Below are 16,187 nucleotides of genomic sequence, written 5' to 3'. Positions count from 1 at the left end.
TCGAGGTGAGCTTCACGCTGTAACGCCAAGGGCCCGTTCCCACCTGGGAGCGGGCCCTTCGTGCGTCTGCGACTCTCACTCCCAGAGAAAACGAGCCGCACAAGGCAACCCTGGCGCGGAAACCTCGATAATTCGGAAAGTCAGGAGAACCGGTCCGTCTGGACCTCCCCCTCTCCTCTCCCCCCGCGAGGATCCGCCCCATGGGAATCGGACTGCCGAAGTTCAGCCTCCCCAAGATCGAGCTGCCGAAGCCGAAGCTGCCGAACCCCGTCGACGTCGTGAAGAAGGGCGTCGAGGTGGTGGGCAACGGCGCGAAGACGGTGACGAAGACCGGCGCCAACGTCGTCAAGGACGGCTTCGACGTGGCGAAGACGGGCGTGAAGACCGCCGTCGACATCACGGGCAAGGGCGTCCAGGCGCAGGTGGACCTGCTCAAGGCCGGCGCCGACGTGGCGACGTCCGCCGCCAAGGCGGGTGGCCGCTTCGCCCTGGGCGCGGCCGAGGTGGCCATCGACGCGCAGAAGAAGACGCTCGACCTGGTCGGTGACGTGGCCACGGCCGGCGGAAAGGCGGCCTTCGACGCGGTGAAGTTCGCGGCCAAGGAAGGCCTCCAGCTCGCGGACGGGCTGCAGCAGAAGGTGCACGACGCCGCGCTGGACGGCATCGACAAGGCCACCGGCCTGGACGGGAAGATCAAGGACCTGGGCCCCGGCGACAGCATGAAGCTGAGCGGCAAGGTCGGCCTGGCCCTGGAGCTGGACGTCGAGCTCAAGGGCGAGTTCGAGATCAAGCGCGAGAAGGACGGCAAGTACGTCGTCTCCGGCGAGGCCGGCGCGGGCGTGGGCCTGGGCGCTGGCGCCGCGGCGCACGTCACCGCAGGCGGCAAGGTGGAGTACAAGTTCGACAATGCCGAGGACGCCAAGAAGGGCGCGCTCATCCTCGCCGGCGCGAGTGCCACCGCCGCGAACCCGGTGCTCGGCGCCGCGCTCGCGCCCCGTCCGGATGACCTGGCCTTCCTGCAGAAGAACCTGTCGTCCGTGGAGATCAAGGGCGGCGTCGACGCCAGCGTGGACGCGTCCTTCGGGGGCGAGGTCGGCGCGGGCGCTTCCGCCGGTGCCTCCGCCGGCGCGGCGGCCTCGTCCAGCTACAAGCTGGAGTTCGAGAACGGCAAGCCCAAGGCCCTGGTCCGCACCACCGAGGTCGAGGTGTCCGGCAAGGCCGAGGCCAGCGTCGAGCTGTTCGGCAAGCTCGGGAAGCAGACCGGCACGGATGCCCAGGGCAATCCCATCAACGACTCGCTCCAGGCCTTCTCCGGCGTCTCCGGCGAGGTGAAGGGCAAGATTGCCGTCGAGACGAAGATTCCTCTCGACTCGGCCAAGGTCGGTGACTGGGCCGCCTTCGCCGCCAGCCCCACCACCGCCGCCTTCGCGGGCGCCGCGGAGACCACCATCAAGGGCGAGCTTACCGGCGACGCGGGCGACGTCGGCGTCAAGGGCGACTTCGAGATGAGCGGCCTGAGCGGCAAGGAAGTCCAGACGGTGGCCGGCCGCCTCCTGCGCGGTGACTTCGGCAGCGCCCTGGACGGCGTGAAGGTCGACACCAAGGGCAGCTGGGGCACCTTCTCGGACAAGGAGCTCGGTATCGGCGTGGACGCCAAGACGGGCGGCGCCGGTGTCGAGGTCTCCGTGAATGGCCTGAAGCGCGACTACACCGAGCGCGGCTCCTTCGAGCGGAAGGCCGCCTAGGACATCGCAGTCGAGCGTTGCTGAAGCAGCCATGGGAGCCGCGCCGGTCCAGCACCGGCCGGCTCCCATGTGCTTTCGGGCCCTCAGTCGCTCAATCGCTCCCTTCTCCCGCTGAATCACAACCCAGACGGCACGCCCCTCCCCGGCGGGCAGGTTGACGCCTGTTCGCCCAGAGTTTTAGGTTCTAGACAGTCTGGCTGTTTATTCCTCCGTCACGATTATTTCGGGCTCGACTGCTTCATCGGAGGCCATCCAGGCGCGCCGCTCTGACGGGCTACCCCCGGCCCGCATCGGCAGTCGAGAGCCCCCTCCATGAGTGATTTGCAGACGTTTTCCCTGCCCGACTCCGTCTCCGGGCAGCCCGCTGATATGGAATTGGCGGGTCGGATGATTCGCGCGTGGAAGCGCGACGGCATCTTCCAGGTCGCGATGAGCGCCGAGCAGGACGGGAAGACCGGGCGCGCGTTCGAGGCGAGCCGCCGTTTCTTCCGGATGCCATTGTCAGCCAAGGCCCGGTGCATCAGTGATTTGACCTATAGCGGCTACATCGCCTCCGGTGAGGAAGTCACGGCCGGCGAGGCCGACGCCTCGGAGATCTTCACCGTCTGCAAGGACGTGTCGCTGGAAGACGCGCGCGTGCACGGTCGGTGGCCGTGCCACGGCCCCGCGCCCTGGCCCGACGAGGACTATCGCCTGAGCATGAAGGCCTTCACCGACGAGCTGGGCTCCGTCGGAGAGCGACTGCTGGAGCTCACTGCGCTGGGGCTGGGGCTGGAAATCGACGCGCTGACGCGGCTGACGCGCGACGGCTGGCACCACATGCGCGTGCTGCGCTTCCCTGCCCTGTCATCGAGGCCGGCGCGAGGCATTGGCGCCCATACCGACTACGGCCTGCTGGTCATCGCCGCGCAGGATGACGTGGGCGGGCTGTGGGTCCGTCCGCCGGTGGAGGGCGAGCAGCGGAACCGGAACTGGCTGTCCTCCGAGAGCTCCGCCGGCATGTATGAGAATGAGGAGCCGTGGAGCTTCGTCAAGCCCGTGCCGAAGGTGCTCACCGTGTTCCCCGGTGACATCCTGCAATTCATGACGCACGGCCAGCTGCTCTCCACACCGCACAAGGTCCGGCTCAACACGCGGGAGCGCTACTCGATGGCGTACTTCCACGAGCCCGCCTTCAACACGTGCGTCCGGCCGCTGCTGGGGCCTCCGAGCGGGGAGTTCATCCACTACGGCACGCACTTCACGAACATGTTCATGCGGTGCTATCCGGACCGCGTCACCACGCGGCGCATCCTCGACGAGAACCGTCTGACGACGCTCGCCTGGCTGAGGGAGGAAGCCGTGGCGTCCTCCGCGCCGATGCGGGTGCGCCGTCGCGCCGTGGCGTAGCAGGAGCGCCTCGCGACGGCTCCGCGCGGGAGGCAGTCGCATCCTCTGAACCGGTGCAAAGGCGTCGTCGTGCCCTTGCGTGGTGAGCCCCCGCATGAAGGACTTGCGCGAGCGGCCCGCCTCACGCGCAAGTCCTGCGTCCGCGCGTGTGCCCTGCTCCACGGGTGTCCCGGCACGGAGGGCCGGCGCGCCTCGTGCAATCGCGCGACGCCAGGAGGCGTGCATGCGAATCGCGGTGCTGGGAGCGAGCGGTCGAACGGGGCGTCAACTGGTCTCCCAGGCGCTCGCCGCGGGCCATGAGGTGCGAGTCCTCGTACGCAAGCCCGAGGCCTTCAGCGAGTCCCATCCCCGGCTCACCGTGCTGACAGGAGACGCGGAGGACGCCGCGCACGTCCGCGAGCTGGTGCGTGGCACGGACGCGGTGGTGAGCGCGGTGGGCCCGGGCCGCGACGACCCGGAGGCGTGCAGCCATGTCAGCGGCGTCGTTCGCGAGGTCCTGGAGGCCGAGGGTCCCCGTCGCTACGTCTACGTCTCGGGCTCGCACGTGGACGTGCCGGGCGACGCGAAGGACTTCGTCGGGCGGCTGGCCACCCGGGTGGGCCGACTGTTGGGAGGGAGGATTGTCGCGGACAAACAGCGCGAGCTGGATGCCCTGCGCGCCAGCAACCTGGACTGGACAGCGGTGCGCCCCTCCCAGCTGACCCAGGGGCCGAAGACTGGCAGATACCGGGTGAGCACCTTGACCCCGCCGGGAGCCTTCGTGGCCCGCGCGGACGTCGCGGACTTCATCCTCAAGGAGCTCCAGGAGCACCGCCATGGACGACAGGCTCCCTTCATCGCCCGGTGAGCAGCACGACGCGGGCCGTCCCTGCTCCAGGGTCCTCGTCACCGGAGCGCTCGGCACCGTGGGGCGCGAGGTGCTGCGGGCGCTTGCGTCGCGGGCAATCCCGGCGCGGGCGGCGGACCGCTCGGTGGAGCGTGCTCGCGCGGTGCTCGGTCCCGAGGCGGATGTCGTCGCGCTGGACTTCCTGGACGCGCGCACGTTCCAGCCCGCGCTGGAGGGCTGCGATGCGCTGTTCCTGCTGCGTCCTCCAGCGCTCTCCGACGTGAAGTCCACGCTCAACCGCCTGGTGGACATGGCCGTGGCGGGTGGCATCCGGCACATCGTCTTCCTCTCGGTGGTGGGCGCGGATACGAACAAGCTCCTCCCCCATCACGCCGTGGAGCGGCACCTGGAGCAGGCGCGGACGGGCTGGACGCTGCTGCGGCCCGGCTTCTTCGCGCAGAACCTGGGGAACGCGTACCGGCGAGACATCATCGAGGACGGGCGCATCTACGTCCCGGCGGGCAGTGGCAGCGTCGCGTTCGTCGACGTGCGCGATGTGGCCGAGGTGGCGGCACGTGTATTCGCCGCGCCACGGGCCCATGCGGGCCGGGCCTATACCCTCACGGGCCCGGAGCACTTCACCTTCCTCGAGGTCGCCGAGACGCTCACGGAGGCGACCGGCATCCACGTGCGGTATCAGTCCGCCAGCATCCCCGGCTACCTGCTGCACCTCGCACGGCGAGGGCTGCCGGCCTCACAGGTGCTGATCCAGACGGTGCTCCATGCGGGACTGCGCTCCGGCCAGGCCGCGCGGGTGGACCCGACGCTCACCCGGTTGCTCGGGCGCCCCGGGCGCACGGTGCGCGACTACGTGCACGACCATGTCTCGCTCTGGAGCACCGCGCCGGGACCGGGCAGAGACCCGGCGACAGGCTCCCATGCATAGGCAGCCTGATGAATGGCTCCTCATGCACGCGAAGGAGCCTCGATGACCACCACCCTCCTGCCTCGCGTCGCCGCCCCCGAACCGAACGTGAAGGACGCCCGATGACCGCCACCCTCACTGAACGCCTCGTCCCTGCCCCAGCGCTGTCGCGCGATGAGGACGACGTAGCGCGGCGCCTGGCGGACACGCCACCGCGCGACAGCTTCCGGCCCGAGATGCTGGACGGACTCCCGCCGCCGGCCCGGGACTGGCTCGCCCATGCGATTGCCATCGGCACGCCCTTGTGGCGCACGGCGCGGCTCACCATGCACGGCACCCTCAAGGTGGGCGGGCGCTGGTGCCCCTTCGAGGCCACCCAGGTCCACGCTCCCAGCCACGGCATGCTGTGGAAGGCCCGCGCGCGGATGATGGGCCTGCCCATCGTCGGCCATGACCTCTATGCCGACGGGCGCGGAGAGATGCGCTGGAAGCTGCTCGGGCTGGTGCCGGTGGTGCGCGGCGACGGGCCGGACATCGCCCGCTCCGCGCGCGGCCGGCTGGCCGGCGAGGCCGTCGCCATGGTGCCCACCTGGCTCGTGGGCCCGCACGTGACATGGTCCGCCGAGGGGCACCGCACCGCCGTGGCCCACTTCACCGTCGACCAGGAGCCCTTCGACATCCGGCTGGAGCTGGGTGACGGCGGCGCCCTGCGGAGCGTGAGCTTCCTTCGCTGGGGCGCCCCTCGCCCGGGAGACGCCGCCGGGCTCCACCCATTCGGCTGCGAGATACTGGAGGAGCACACCCTCTCGGGGCTCACCGTGCCGCGCAGGATGCGCGCGGGCTGGTTCTTCGGCGGGCCGCGCTTCGAAGCCGAGGGCGAGTTCTTCCGCGCCACCATCGACTCGCTGCGGCCCTTCTGAGGCTTCAGAACGTGTACTTCACCTTCGGGAAGATGGAGAACGCGGTGATGTTGGGCCCGATGACGTAGCGGGCCAGCAGGTCCGCGCCCACGGAGAAGTGGTCCATGCCCGTGGCGTACTCGACGCCGAAGCCCAGGCCCGCGTTCGGCGCGCTCAGGGCGCGGCCCGGGTCTCCTGCTTCGGGGTCCACCGGAGCCGGGTCCAACCGGGTGTAGCCCGCCAACACCTTCGGCGTCAGGTACAGCCGGTCCATCACCCTCACGTGGTACGCCGCCGAGAGGTCCAGGAACGTCATCGTGAAGTTGTCGGAGAGCGCGCACGTCTCCGTGCCCGGCAGGTAGCCCGCGAAGCAGTTCTGCGCGGACGAGCCGAGGCCGAAGTGCGCCCCCAGCGACAGCTTCTCCGTCAGGTCGTACCCCAGCCCGAGCTGCAGGTACGTCTGCGCGTTCGAATAGACGTTCTCCCCGCCCAGGGTGAAGAACACGCCGATGTCCGTCTCGGTGAAGAAGCCGCGGCGCGGCTGGAACTCCACCCCTTCCGGAGGCGTGGCCGCCAGGGCCGGAGACGACAGCAGCGCAAGCGCGGCGATCAGCTGGGACTTCTTCACGAATCCTCCCCACACGCGTGCCCCCAGTGCATCCCGGGAGCGGCGCTGGACGTTAATGATGCCCCCCGCATTCCGGCAACGAGGGGCGGAAATGAAAGTGGCGTGGACCGCTTCGTCCACGCCACTAGAGAACATCTACGCTGCTGGGCCAGTGCTCGGGACTACCCCTCGCCACCCTCGCCGCCGCCGGCGGGCGAGAAGAGCCAGGGGTACGTCACCGACACCACGCCGCCGCCCTTGGGCTCCGGGAACTTCCAGCGGCGGATGCGGGAGATCATGCACTGCTCCGCCTTGGCGTTGTTCAGCGTCGTCTCGCTGACGTTGGCGTCCGACACCGCGCCCGTGGGGTCGATGGTGAAGGCCACCGCCACCTTGCCGGCGAGGCTCGGGTCCTTGTTCAGCTCGGACTCGTAGCAGTACTTGATCTCCCCCTGGTGGCGCCGGATGACCTTGGCGATGACGTCCTTGTCGAGACCGCCGACCACCGTCGTCTTGCCGGGGATGACCTTGGTGATGGACTTGCCGCGGCCGCCCAGGTCGATACCACCCGAGCCACCCGCGCCGCGACCGGTGCCCTGCGTGCCGAGGCCACCGATGCCCAGCGCCGTGCCGCCACCGCCGGTGCCCGTGCCGCGAGAGCCGAGACCACCGACGCCCTGCGCGTCACCCATGGCCGCGCCGCCCTTGAGGCCGCCCAGCGCGTTGTTGAGGCCGGTGCCGAAGCCGCCGGGGCCGAACACGTCCGAGGCCCCGCCCTTCAGCCCCTTGAACGCGCCCAGCAGGCCGACCTTGCCCACCACCTGGCGGTCCTTCTCCTTCTTGTTCTTGTCCACCACCGGCGTGCCCGGCTTGGAAGGAGCGGCCTCCGCCTGCTTCGCCTCCTCCTTGCCGAACTTGCCCTCTTCGTCCTTCGCCTTCGCGCCCTCCTCCACGCCCGTGAGCTGGAGCTTCTTCTGCTCGAGCTTCTTCTCCGGGGTGATGAGGAACTTCGCGACGCGCTGCTGGTCCTGGAAGATGTCCGACGTCTCCGGGTGCTCCGCACGCGGCGTGAGCGTCATCGCGAGCACGACGGCCAGGCCCGCCAGCAGGCAGATGCTGGCAATCTTGAAGAAGGTGAAGTCCGCCTCGGCCAGCGAGACGGCCGCGATGCCCGGCGCCGGCCGCACGTAGCGGGCGACGAAGGACACCGTGCCGAGCGACACCTCCACCCGGTCATGCAGCCCGAGCGCGAGCACCTGCTCCTGGGCCGCCGCGCCGGTGAGCGCGCCCGCCGCGCGCAGCGCGTCCTTGGAGCGCACGTCGCCCTGGTTGGTGACGATGAGGCCCGCGCCCGCGGGGGCACGCACCTCCAGCTTGTCGCCGCGGCTCACCGCCAGCACGTGGCGCTGGCCCACCGACGGCTCGAAGACGTGGAAGAAGTTCTTCTTCCCCTCGCCGATGGTGACGGGGACGCCGTCCTTGAAGTGGTGGACCTCCAGCATCTGGTCGCCCCAGAGCATGGCCACCTGGAGCACCTTCGCCTCGGGGGCCGGCATGGCCTCGGGAGGCAGGGGCTCCTGGAGGTGCGGCGGCAGCGACGGCTTCACCTTCGCCGTGGCCGCCGGAGTCACCGTCCGGGCCTGCTGGGCCGCCGGGCCCACCCTGTTCGCCACCGGAGGCGCCACGGGGGGCACCACCGGCGTCACCGGCCGCTCCGTGCGCACGGAGACACCACCCGAGGACGCCTCCACGCGGTTGCCGGAGACCGGCATCGGCACCGGCATTCGCGGCGGGTGCTGCGCCGAGGGTGGCGTCACCACCTCCGGCACCGCCGCCGCCGCTACCGGGGCACGCTGTGTGTACGAGCCCTGGAAGACAGGTCCCGCCACCTTCGCGCCCGCGGGTGCACTGCGTACGGGCTCGGCTGCTCCGAAGAGCACCTCCACCCGGGTGCCACCCACCTTCAGGACATCCCCGGGCGTGAGCGCGGTGGGGAGGACCAGCCGCTGGCCCCTCACCTCCGTTCCGCTCTCGCTGCCGAGGTCGATGGCCGTGACAGAGCCATCCTTGTCCACCTTGAGCATCACATGGAGGTTGGATACCCGCGGATCCTGAATCTTCACCGCCGCTTGGGCGCCCGACCCCACAATGACGCTCTCCGCTTCAGACACGGCCTCGACCGTGGAGCCATCAGGCCCGGTGATTCGAAGCGTCAAGCCGTTGTTCTTCGCCGCCGCCATGAGGATTCTTCCTTCTTCCCTTCCGCTCCCGAATTCGGAACGACCGCCGCCGCCCTAGAGGTTATCGACTGACTTCTGCAACTCCGGATCGAAGTTCTCCCGGACCTTGATGAGGCTCTGGAAGTCCGACTTCTTGCGGTGGAGCACGTACGAGCCTTCCGGCTTCGTCAGCTCGCCCTCCACCGCGACATCGGTGAAGTCGATCACCGTCTTCTTGCGGAAGACGGTGCGGTCCTCCTCCTGGATGACCTTCACCGTGTCCTTCGAGTTGTCCTGCGCCACCGCCACTGCCGGCGCCACCCACAGCCCCATCACCACCGCCACCGATGCCAGTCGCCTCATACCCATCCTCCAAATCACTCCATCGGGTGAGACAGCGGGTCTTCCAACAGGTTCCCGCGGGTCCATTGCACAGCGCGATCCAAACCCAAGTCCCTGAATCCTATGGAACTTGCCTGCCGCCTGCCATGTGGCGGCCCGGCAGGTGGAAAAAACTTCCACCTCCTGACCGTCACAACTGCCGTCCGCTACGGCGCCTGCGTGGGCGCAGGAGCGCCCTGGGCCGCGTCCTTCGCGGGGGCACCGGTGGTGGCCCCACTGGCGGGCGCCTGGGCGCCCTGGGCCGCATCCTGCGCGGGCGCGGCCGTGTCACCGGACGGTGACGCACCGTCCCCCGTGGGAGCCGCGCCCTCGGCGGACGGCTCGCCCTCGGCGGGAGCGGCGCCTTCAGCAGGCGCCTCGCCCTGCTCCTGGGGCAGCTGGTTGAGCAGGGAGCCACCGCCGCCGGTGGCCTCGTTCTTCTTCTCACCCTCGGCCCCGGCCGCGGCGGGCGCCTCGGGAGGCGGGGCCTTGAGCATGTTCTGCAGGCCCTGCACCTTGGCGGTGATGATTTGACGGTCCTGGTCCGTCGTGGACTGCAGGCCCTTGCAGCGGTCGAGGAAGGCGATGGCCTTCTCCCAGCCCGCGCGGTCCGAGGCATACGCCCAGCCCGCGCCGCACACCGCCTCCGGCAGGTCCGCGCGCGAGGTGAGCACCTTCTCGAACGTCTCACCGGCGGCCAGGCCCTTCTTCGGGTCCTTCCCCTTCTGTCCGTCCAGCGCCCACGCGAGGTAGAGGCGCGCCTCCGCGGAGTCGGGCTCGAGCTCCGTCACCTTGGTGAAGGAGCGCTCGGCGCCCGTGTAGTCGCGGTAGCTCAGCGCCATGGCGCCGAGGTTGAGGTAGCCCGGAGCGAACTTCTCGTCGAGCGACACCGCCTTCTGGAACTGGGCGAGCGCGCGCGGGCGGTCGTCCAGCTTCAGGGAGATCATCCCGAGCAGGTTGTAGAGGGCCGGGTCCTTCTCCGCGTGCTTGATGGCGGTGCCGGCCAGCAGCTCCGCGAGCCGGAACTGGCCGCGCGCATAGGCCACCTGCGCCAGGTTCTTGTACGCCTCCGGGTTGTCCTTGCTGCGCACCAGCACGCGGCGGGCGGCGGCCTCGGACTCGTTCAGCTTCCCCGCCACGCGGTAGGTAATGGACAGGCTGTTGAGCAGCGAGGCGTCGAACTCGCGGCCCGGCTGCTTCAGCGCCTTTTCGAGCAGCGCAATCGCCTCGTCGGAGTGGCCCTGGTTGCGGTGCAGCACCGACAGGTTGACGGCGGACGGCACGTGGCCCGGGTCCAGGAGGAGCACCTTCTCGTAGGCCACCCGCGCGTCGTCCACGCGGCCCTGGCGCTCGGCGATGACGCCCAGGTTGAACTGCGCGTTGAGGCTGCGCGGGTCCTTGGAGAGCGTCTTCTCGAAGCCCTGGCGCGCGCCGTCGAGGTCACCCGCCTCGTAGGCCTGGAGCGCCGCGGCGAACAGCTCCGTGGAGGTGCCGTCCTTCGGTGCGGGCGCCTGCGCCGGCTGCGGTGCGGGCGTGGCCTGCTCGGGCTTCTGGGCGGACGCCGCCGAGGGGGCCGGCGTCTCCGGAAGCACGGAGGGCTTCGTCTGGGGCCCCGACGCGCACGCGGCGGTGAAGGCCAGCGAGCCGGCGAGGAACGAGCGGAACCATTTCATCTGCGTCTTCCCTGTCCCTGCATGAAAGAAGTTGAAGCGGGGGCTCACGGCAGCACCTCCCCGACCGAAGCGGTGGGCGCGGGCGCCTTCTCCTGCGTGGAGGGCGCCTGCTGGGCCGGGTCCGCGGGCGCGGCCTGGCCCGCCGGCTGCTCGGGCTTCCCGGGCTCCGTGGCCGCCGGAGCGGGCGTCACGGAGGCCTCGGCCGTGCCGTCCGGCGCACGGGCCAGGTCGGCGCGAACCATGGAGTCACTGGCGCGGTACTCCACCGGCCGCACCTGCGCGTACGCGCCGGGGCGGTAGCGGTTCACCTGGTCCTGCGCGGCCAGCGTCCACTGGTTGTAGACGCCCAGCTCGTAGGCCTTGTCGAGCGCCTTCTCCAGCGCCTCGGTGGCCTTGTCCTCCAGCGGCAGCGCCAGGTTCTCCAGCTCCCCGCGGTACATGGCGAGCTGGTCCTCGTCGAGCCCCTGCGGGTCCGGCGAGTCCATGATGTTCTTCGCGAAGTCCGCGTAGGCCAGTCCGATGCGCGTGAGCGCCGCGATGCCCCAGTCCGCCGAGCCCGTGGCGAGCACCGCGAGGTACTCCTTCTCCAGGCGCTGGATTTCCTTCTGCTTGGCGGTGAGGTCCCTGCGGATGGTGGTCACCCGCGAGAACTTGATGTCCGTGTAGCGCTTCCACGCCGGCTCCAGCGCCAGGAAGCGCGCGTGGCCGTAGGCGTTGAGCACCGCCACGTCCTTGCGCGCGGCCTCGGGCAGCCGGTTCCAGGAGCGCACCAGCTCCCCCTGCACGCGCTCCTGCTCCCGCACGTTCTTCAGCTGCTGGTATGCGAGCAGCTCGTGGTAGCGCGCCAGGTACAGCTGCGGCGCGGCGGCGCGAGAGTCACGGCCGTAGGCTTCCGCGAAGGAGCCGAAGGCCTTCGCCGCCTCGCTCCACTTCTTCTCCTTCTGCCACACGTTGGCGATGGCGTAGGCCACCTGCGGCACGTCCTTGCGGTCCTTGAAGCGCGTGACGTAGGCGTTGTAGGCGGACACGGCCTTCTGCGGCTCGCCCGCGCCCTCCCACCAGACGCCGGCGTTGAACTGCGCGTCCGCCACCCACGTCCCGGCCTCGTCCACCAGCGCCTTGCGCTCGGCGGCGCGCTGCGCGCGCTTGGAGTCCGCGTCCTCCACGGCGCCCGGCGCGTCGTCCTTCTTCGCCGTGGCCTTGCGCTCCTTCGCCTTCTTCGACTCGGCGTCCCGCGCCTTCATGGCGGCGTCGTACTCGGTGATGAAGGACTCGGCCATGGTGGCGGCCTTGCGGTACTCGGCCACCTTCTCGTAGAGGCCGGCCAGCGAGTAGCGCGCCTTCAGCTCGAAGTTGCTGCGCGGGTACTCCTTGAGGAAGCGCTCACCCGCTTCGATGCCCTTGTCGATTTCGCCCGCCTCCTGCGCAATCACCATCACATAGGTGAGCGCGCGGTCGGCGTTCTCCGACTTGGGGAACTCGGCGACGAACTTGAGGAACTCCTCGGCGGCCTTCTTCGGGTTCTTCTCCTTCTTGTAGACGATCTCGTCCACCCACTTGTAGTGGCTGCCCTCCACCACGCGGGACACGCGGGTGGCGAAGTCCGTGCCGGGCTTGGACAGCCGCTTGTTGGCGAGGAACTTCCGCGACAGCGTGCTCAGCTCCAGCCACTCCTCGCGGCTCTCGAGCACGTACATGGTGAGGTCCGCCGCGTCACGCGAGCGCCGCTCCTCGGGGTACTTCTCGATGATTTCGCCGAAGCGCCGGGCCGCGTCCACGAAGTGGCTGCGGTCGTAGAGGATGACGGCCGCCTGGTAGCGCAGGTCGATTTCGTCCTGCGTGTCCGGGTACAGCTTCACGTAGATGTCGCACGCGGAGACGAGGCGCTCCTCGAACTTCGTGAGCTTCTCCTCCTCGCGCTCCTTCGCGTCACGCTTGACGATCTTCTGCTTCGCGACGTCGCCCTTGTCCTTCTTCTCGTCGACCTTCTGGCCGTCCTTGAGGTCGCTCTTGGCCAGCTGGCCGCGCTCGATCTTGACCAGCTTGTCGTAGGCGAGGATGGCGTTGTACGCGGCGCCCTTGCGGTAGGTCTCGTTGGAGACCTCGCGCGCGGAGTCGCGGTCCGGAATCTTGAACGCCACCACCGCGTCGTACTCGGCGGCGGCGGCCTGCCACTCTTCCAGGGCCCAGAGGATTTCCGCGTAGAAGAAGCGGATGTTGAAGGCCGAGTCGGCGACGAACTCCGGGTTGGAGTTGGAAGCGAACGCGTCCACGTACTGCTTGTAGATGTCGCGCGCGAGCCGGTAGGTCTCCACCTGGCGCGTCTTCTGCGCCTCCTGGTGGTACTCCGTCACCATGACGCGCATGGCCTCTTCGGTGACGTTGAAGGCGTTGCGCAGGACGTTGGCCTGCTTCTCGTTGGAGGTCCACCACTCGCCACCCGGGCTGTAGAGGTCCACCATCCGCTTCATCTCCTTGCGGACCTGCTGGCGCTGGCGGAGTCCCTCGTAGGCGCGGACGATGGCCTGCTGGTACTCGGGGGCGTTGGCGCCCATGGGCTCGTCGTCCACGAGCGTGCGGTAGGTGAGGATGGCGCTGTCGAAGTGGCCCGCGTCCACCAGGCCCGCGGCCGTCTTGGCGATGAGCCGGCCCTGCCGCTTCGCGGGGGCCTTCTCCTTGAAGTAGGCGATGGCCTCCTTCGGCTGGTCCATCTGCACGTAGAAGACGGTGAGGTCGTTGAGCGCCTCGGTGCGCAGGTCGCCCAGCTCCTCCTTCTTCGCGGAGTAGTCCACCACCTCGTGGAGCTTCTTCAGGCCCTCCGCGTAGTCACCGGTGTTGTAGTCACACCAGGACAGCTTGTAGATGGCGTACGCGTAGATCTTCGGAACGCCGGAGTCGCGCGCCTTCTCGTAGTTCTGCTTGGCGGGGATGAGCTTGTTGTTCTCGAAGTAGTGGTTGCCGAGCTGGATGTACGCGTCCGGCACGAACTCCGACTTCGGGAAGTCCTTGATGAGCTCCTCGTAGCGGGCCACGGCGGCGTCGCGGCGGCCGAGCTCGTAGAGGTTGTAGCCCATGGAGAAGAGGATCTCGTCGCGCTGGGGGTACTTCGGGTACGCGCGGAGGATGTCCTCGTAGATGGCCATCGTCTCCGCGCGGTAGCGCTCGCTCTCCTTGTGGTCCTGCTTCGGCTCCGCGGCCTTCTCGCCCCGCGCCACGGCGGCGTCGTACTGCTTCTCCGCCGCGAGGAAGCGGTCCATCTCCAGGCGGTAGAGGTACTGGGACTTCTCCCAGTAGAGCTCCGACAGGCGGCTGAGCATCTCCGCCTTCTGCACGTTGTCGTCATGCAGCTTGGAGACGAGGCGCTTGAGGGCCTCAATCGCCTCGTCGCGCTTCTTGTCCGCGAGCGCGTCCTTCTTCGAGTCCGCGATGCGCGGCACGTCCGCGAACTTCGCCGTGGCGGGCTTCACCCGCGCGGGGCCCTGGCGCACGTCCTCCGGCGCCACGCCGGGCGGAGGGGCCTTCGCCTCCTCCTGCTTCGCGGCCTGCGCCTTCTTGTCGGACGCCTTGGCCTTCTCCCGAGCACCCGGGGTCTTCGACGCCGACGACGAGGCGGGCTTCTTCACCGCCTTGCGCGCCGGCGACTCCGCCGCCTCTCCCACCCCACCGGTGGCGAGCGCGACACCTACCGCCAGCGCACCGAAACGAAGAACCACCTTCATGCGAGCTCCTGCCGTGAAGCCGACCCGGCAACCGGGCGATCAGACACCCATTGACGAGGGACGACGGAAAGTAGACGCGCCCTCCCAGAATGAGAAGTGGCGTGGAACGACTCTTGCGGTCCGTAACCCACTGTCTGGCAATGGTTTCTTCCAGTGCATGACAACGACGAAGGGGGCGGCCCCGGCGCCAGCTGCGCGCGGAGGCGGCCCCCTCGTGGGTACGACCATGGGCGACAGCGGCCCATGTGTGTCTATTGTTGCTGCTGCGTGGATTCGGCCGTCTTCGCCGGGCAGCCGCGCTTCAGCGTGTACTGGTAGTAGCCAATCTCGTCGATCCAGAACTCGCCCTGGAACTTCCAGTAGTTGTAGTTCGCGCCCGGCATCTTCGGCCGGTAGAGCGACTGGCGCGTCAGCAGCGTCTTCTGGTCCACACCGGCCTGGAGCAGGTCCTTCTCGTCGAGCGCCGTCTGCACGCGGATGATTTCGGCCTGGTCGGAGAAGGTGCGCAGGTTGTCCGAGGCCTCGCGGATGCGGCTCTTGGCCAGGGTGCCGCCGACCTGGAGCAGCGTGCCGCGAATCTCCTCCAGCGAGCCCATCGTCTGGGCCGCCATGGGCGAGCCGCGCCAGCCGCCGCCGCTGAGCGTGCGCTTCTCCTGGTCCACCTGGTCCAGCATCCGCATCACCTCGCGGATGCGCTCGTTGTTGCGCAGCCACAGGTACACCGGGCGCGGCAGCCGGCGGTTCTCCGCGGCCACCAGGTTGTAGGCCTGCACCAGCTGCACGTCGTCGCCGGTGAAGGGCTCGAGCTGCTTCTGCATGGGGCCGTAGAGCTCGTCGAAGGCCGCCAGCGTGGTCTTCACCTCGTCGTAGAGGCAGGAGTAGTAGTAGACGGTCGCCTTGAGAATCCACGACTCGGGCTGGAAGGCGCCCTCGAACTGGGGCGCGTGGAGCGCCTGGAGGCTGCCCAGCGCGCCGCCGAAGTCCTCGTTCTGGAAGCGCGCGAAGCCATTCTCGAAGAGGGACTGGTCCCAGTAGCGGGCGTAGCGCGGCACGCGCTCGTAGGCGGCGGTGGCCTCCGCCTGCTCGCCGCGGCGGTAGTGCAGCCGGCCCAGGCTGAGCAGCGCCAGGTGCTGGGTGGGCTTGAGCTCCACCTGCGGCTCCTTCGCGGACAGCACCGCGTTGAATGCGGACAGGGCGTCCTTGTCCAGCGCGTCCCCCTCACCGGGGCGGCCGGGGAAGCGCGGGTCCGACAGGACGACGCCCAGCAGGTAGCGCGCCTTGGCGTAGACGCGGCTGTCCTTGGGGACGGCCTCCAGGAGCTGGCGTGCTTCCTCGAAGCGGCCCTTGCGCTGGCTCACCGTGCCCACCAGGTAGTTGATGCGGGCGAGCACCTCCTTGGGCAGCGTCACCCACCGGTCGCGCACCTCGTCGGTGTACGCCTGGTTGAGGATGCTGGGGATGAGGTTCTGCTCGTCCAGCTGCTGCTGCATGTCGACGAGCCCCTCCACCGCCTTGAGGTACGAGGGGTGCGAGGGCCCGGCGTTGACGATGGCCGCGTAGGAGATGAAGGCGGAGACGGGCAGTCCCTTCTTCGCGAGCGACTGCGCGAGGAAGTACTCCGACTTGCCCTTCACGTCGGCGTCGGCGGCGCCCTCGGAGAGCTGGAAGAAGAGCGGCGCGGCGGTGTCGAAGTCGCCCGCGTTGAAGGCGGCCAGCGCGCGGTTGTAGCCGCCCACGTCCTGCTGGGCGGGCACCGCGAGCGGCGCCAGGACGACGAAGAGGCTGAGCAGTCGTTTCATGGCGA

Annotated in this window: 11 protein-coding genes; 5 read left to right on the top strand and 6 right to left on the bottom strand. The window is 69.2% G+C overall.

Features of this window, described 5'->3' with window-relative positions; translation table 11 throughout:
• Positions 1–200 precede the first annotated feature (200 nt).
• The 5 genes from ACX9TP_RS20175 to ACX9TP_RS20155 all read left to right on the top strand — a co-directional run bounded on the left by ACX9TP_RS20175 (position 201) and on the right by ACX9TP_RS20155 (position 5,805).
• Entirely contained in the window at positions 201–1,745 is a 1,545-nt protein-coding gene (locus ACX9TP_RS20175; RefSeq protein ID WP_482981340.1) for a hypothetical protein, read from the top strand.
• 312 nt (positions 1,746–2,057) lie between these two features.
• A complete protein-coding gene (locus ACX9TP_RS20170; protein WP_482981339.1) occupies positions 2,058–3,134 on the top strand; it encodes a 2OG-Fe(II) oxygenase family protein in 1,077 nt (358 codons plus the stop codon).
• Between the two features lie 223 nt (positions 3,135–3,357).
• A complete protein-coding gene (locus ACX9TP_RS20165) occupies positions 3,358–3,981 on the top strand; it encodes an NAD(P)-dependent oxidoreductase (protein WP_482981338.1) in 624 nt (207 codons plus the stop codon).
• Positions 3,950–4,906: an SDR family oxidoreductase gene (locus ACX9TP_RS20160; protein ID WP_482981337.1), complete on the top strand. Its 957-nt coding sequence runs from the start codon at positions 3,950–3,952 to the stop codon at positions 4,904–4,906. Before ACX9TP_RS20165 ends, ACX9TP_RS20160 begins: the two co-directional genes overlap by 32 nt.
• Positions 4,907–5,007: 101 nt before the next feature.
• Positions 5,008–5,805: a DUF6544 family protein gene (locus ACX9TP_RS20155; protein ID WP_482981336.1), complete on the top strand. Its 798-nt coding sequence runs from the start codon at positions 5,008–5,010 to the stop codon at positions 5,803–5,805.
• 4 nt (positions 5,806–5,809) lie between these two features.
• Here ACX9TP_RS20155 and cglE read toward each other — a convergent pair whose 3' ends face one another.
• The 6 genes from cglE to ACX9TP_RS20125 all read right to left on the bottom strand — a co-directional run bounded on the left by cglE (position 5,810) and on the right by ACX9TP_RS20125 (position 16,182).
• A complete protein-coding gene (gene cglE / locus ACX9TP_RS20150; RefSeq protein WP_482981335.1) occupies positions 5,810–6,412 on the bottom strand; it encodes an adventurous gliding motility protein CglE in 603 nt (200 codons plus the stop codon).
• A 161-nt stretch (positions 6,413–6,573) separates the two neighbouring features.
• Positions 6,574–8,631, bottom strand: a complete 2,058-nt coding sequence (locus ACX9TP_RS20145) for a TonB family protein (RefSeq protein WP_482981334.1) — start codon at positions 8,629–8,631, stop codon at positions 6,574–6,576.
• Positions 8,632–8,685: 54 nt separating this feature from the next.
• Positions 8,686–8,973 (bottom strand): hypothetical protein, encoded by a 288-nt coding sequence (locus ACX9TP_RS20140; protein WP_163989187.1) that lies wholly within the window; start codon positions 8,971–8,973, stop codon positions 8,686–8,688.
• Between the two features lie 185 nt (positions 8,974–9,158).
• Complete coding sequence (locus ACX9TP_RS20135) at positions 9,159–10,664, bottom strand: tetratricopeptide repeat protein (protein WP_482981333.1); 1,506 nt, start codon at positions 10,662–10,664, stop codon at positions 9,159–9,161.
• 44 nt (positions 10,665–10,708) lie between these two features.
• A complete protein-coding gene (locus ACX9TP_RS20130; protein ID WP_482981332.1) occupies positions 10,709–14,383 on the bottom strand; it encodes a tetratricopeptide repeat protein in 3,675 nt (1,224 codons plus the stop codon).
• A gap of 251 nt (positions 14,384–14,634) precedes the next feature.
• Positions 14,635–16,182 (bottom strand): tetratricopeptide repeat protein, encoded by a 1,548-nt coding sequence (locus tag ACX9TP_RS20125; protein ID WP_482981331.1) that lies wholly within the window; start codon positions 16,180–16,182, stop codon positions 14,635–14,637.
• Positions 16,183–16,187: the final 5 nt, after the last annotated feature.

Source organism: Pyxidicoccus sp. M15, from assembly GCF_056858435.1.
This window is presented reverse-complemented; position numbering and strand designations above follow the sequence as displayed.

Excerpts from the sequence above, each read along its gene's own strand:
- ACX9TP_RS20175 (WP_482981340.1), top strand. The coding sequence starts at position 201 with ATGGGAATCGGACTGCCGAAGTTCAGCCTCCCCAAGATCGAGCTGCCG.
- ACX9TP_RS20130 (WP_482981332.1), bottom strand. The coding sequence starts at position 14,383 with ATGAAGGTGGTTCTTCGTTTCGGTGCGCTGGCGGTAGGTGTCGCGCTC.
- ACX9TP_RS20165 (WP_482981338.1), top strand. The coding sequence starts at position 3,358 with ATGCGAATCGCGGTGCTGGGAGCGAGCGGTCGAACGGGGCGTCAACTG.
- ACX9TP_RS20160 (WP_482981337.1), top strand. The coding sequence starts at position 3,950 with ATGGACGACAGGCTCCCTTCATCGCCCGGTGAGCAGCACGACGCGGGC.
- ACX9TP_RS20170 (WP_482981339.1), top strand. The coding sequence starts at position 2,058 with ATGAGTGATTTGCAGACGTTTTCCCTGCCCGACTCCGTCTCCGGGCAG.
- ACX9TP_RS20125 (WP_482981331.1), bottom strand. The coding sequence starts at position 16,182 with ATGAAACGACTGCTCAGCCTCTTCGTCGTCCTGGCGCCGCTCGCGGTG.
- ACX9TP_RS20145 (WP_482981334.1), bottom strand. The coding sequence starts at position 8,631 with ATGGCGGCGGCGAAGAACAACGGCTTGACGCTTCGAATCACCGGGCCT.
- ACX9TP_RS20135 (WP_482981333.1), bottom strand. The coding sequence starts at position 10,664 with ATGAAATGGTTCCGCTCGTTCCTCGCCGGCTCGCTGGCCTTCACCGCC.
- ACX9TP_RS20155 (WP_482981336.1), top strand. The coding sequence starts at position 5,008 with ATGACCGCCACCCTCACTGAACGCCTCGTCCCTGCCCCAGCGCTGTCG.
- ACX9TP_RS20140 (WP_163989187.1), bottom strand. The coding sequence starts at position 8,973 with ATGAGGCGACTGGCATCGGTGGCGGTGGTGATGGGGCTGTGGGTGGCG.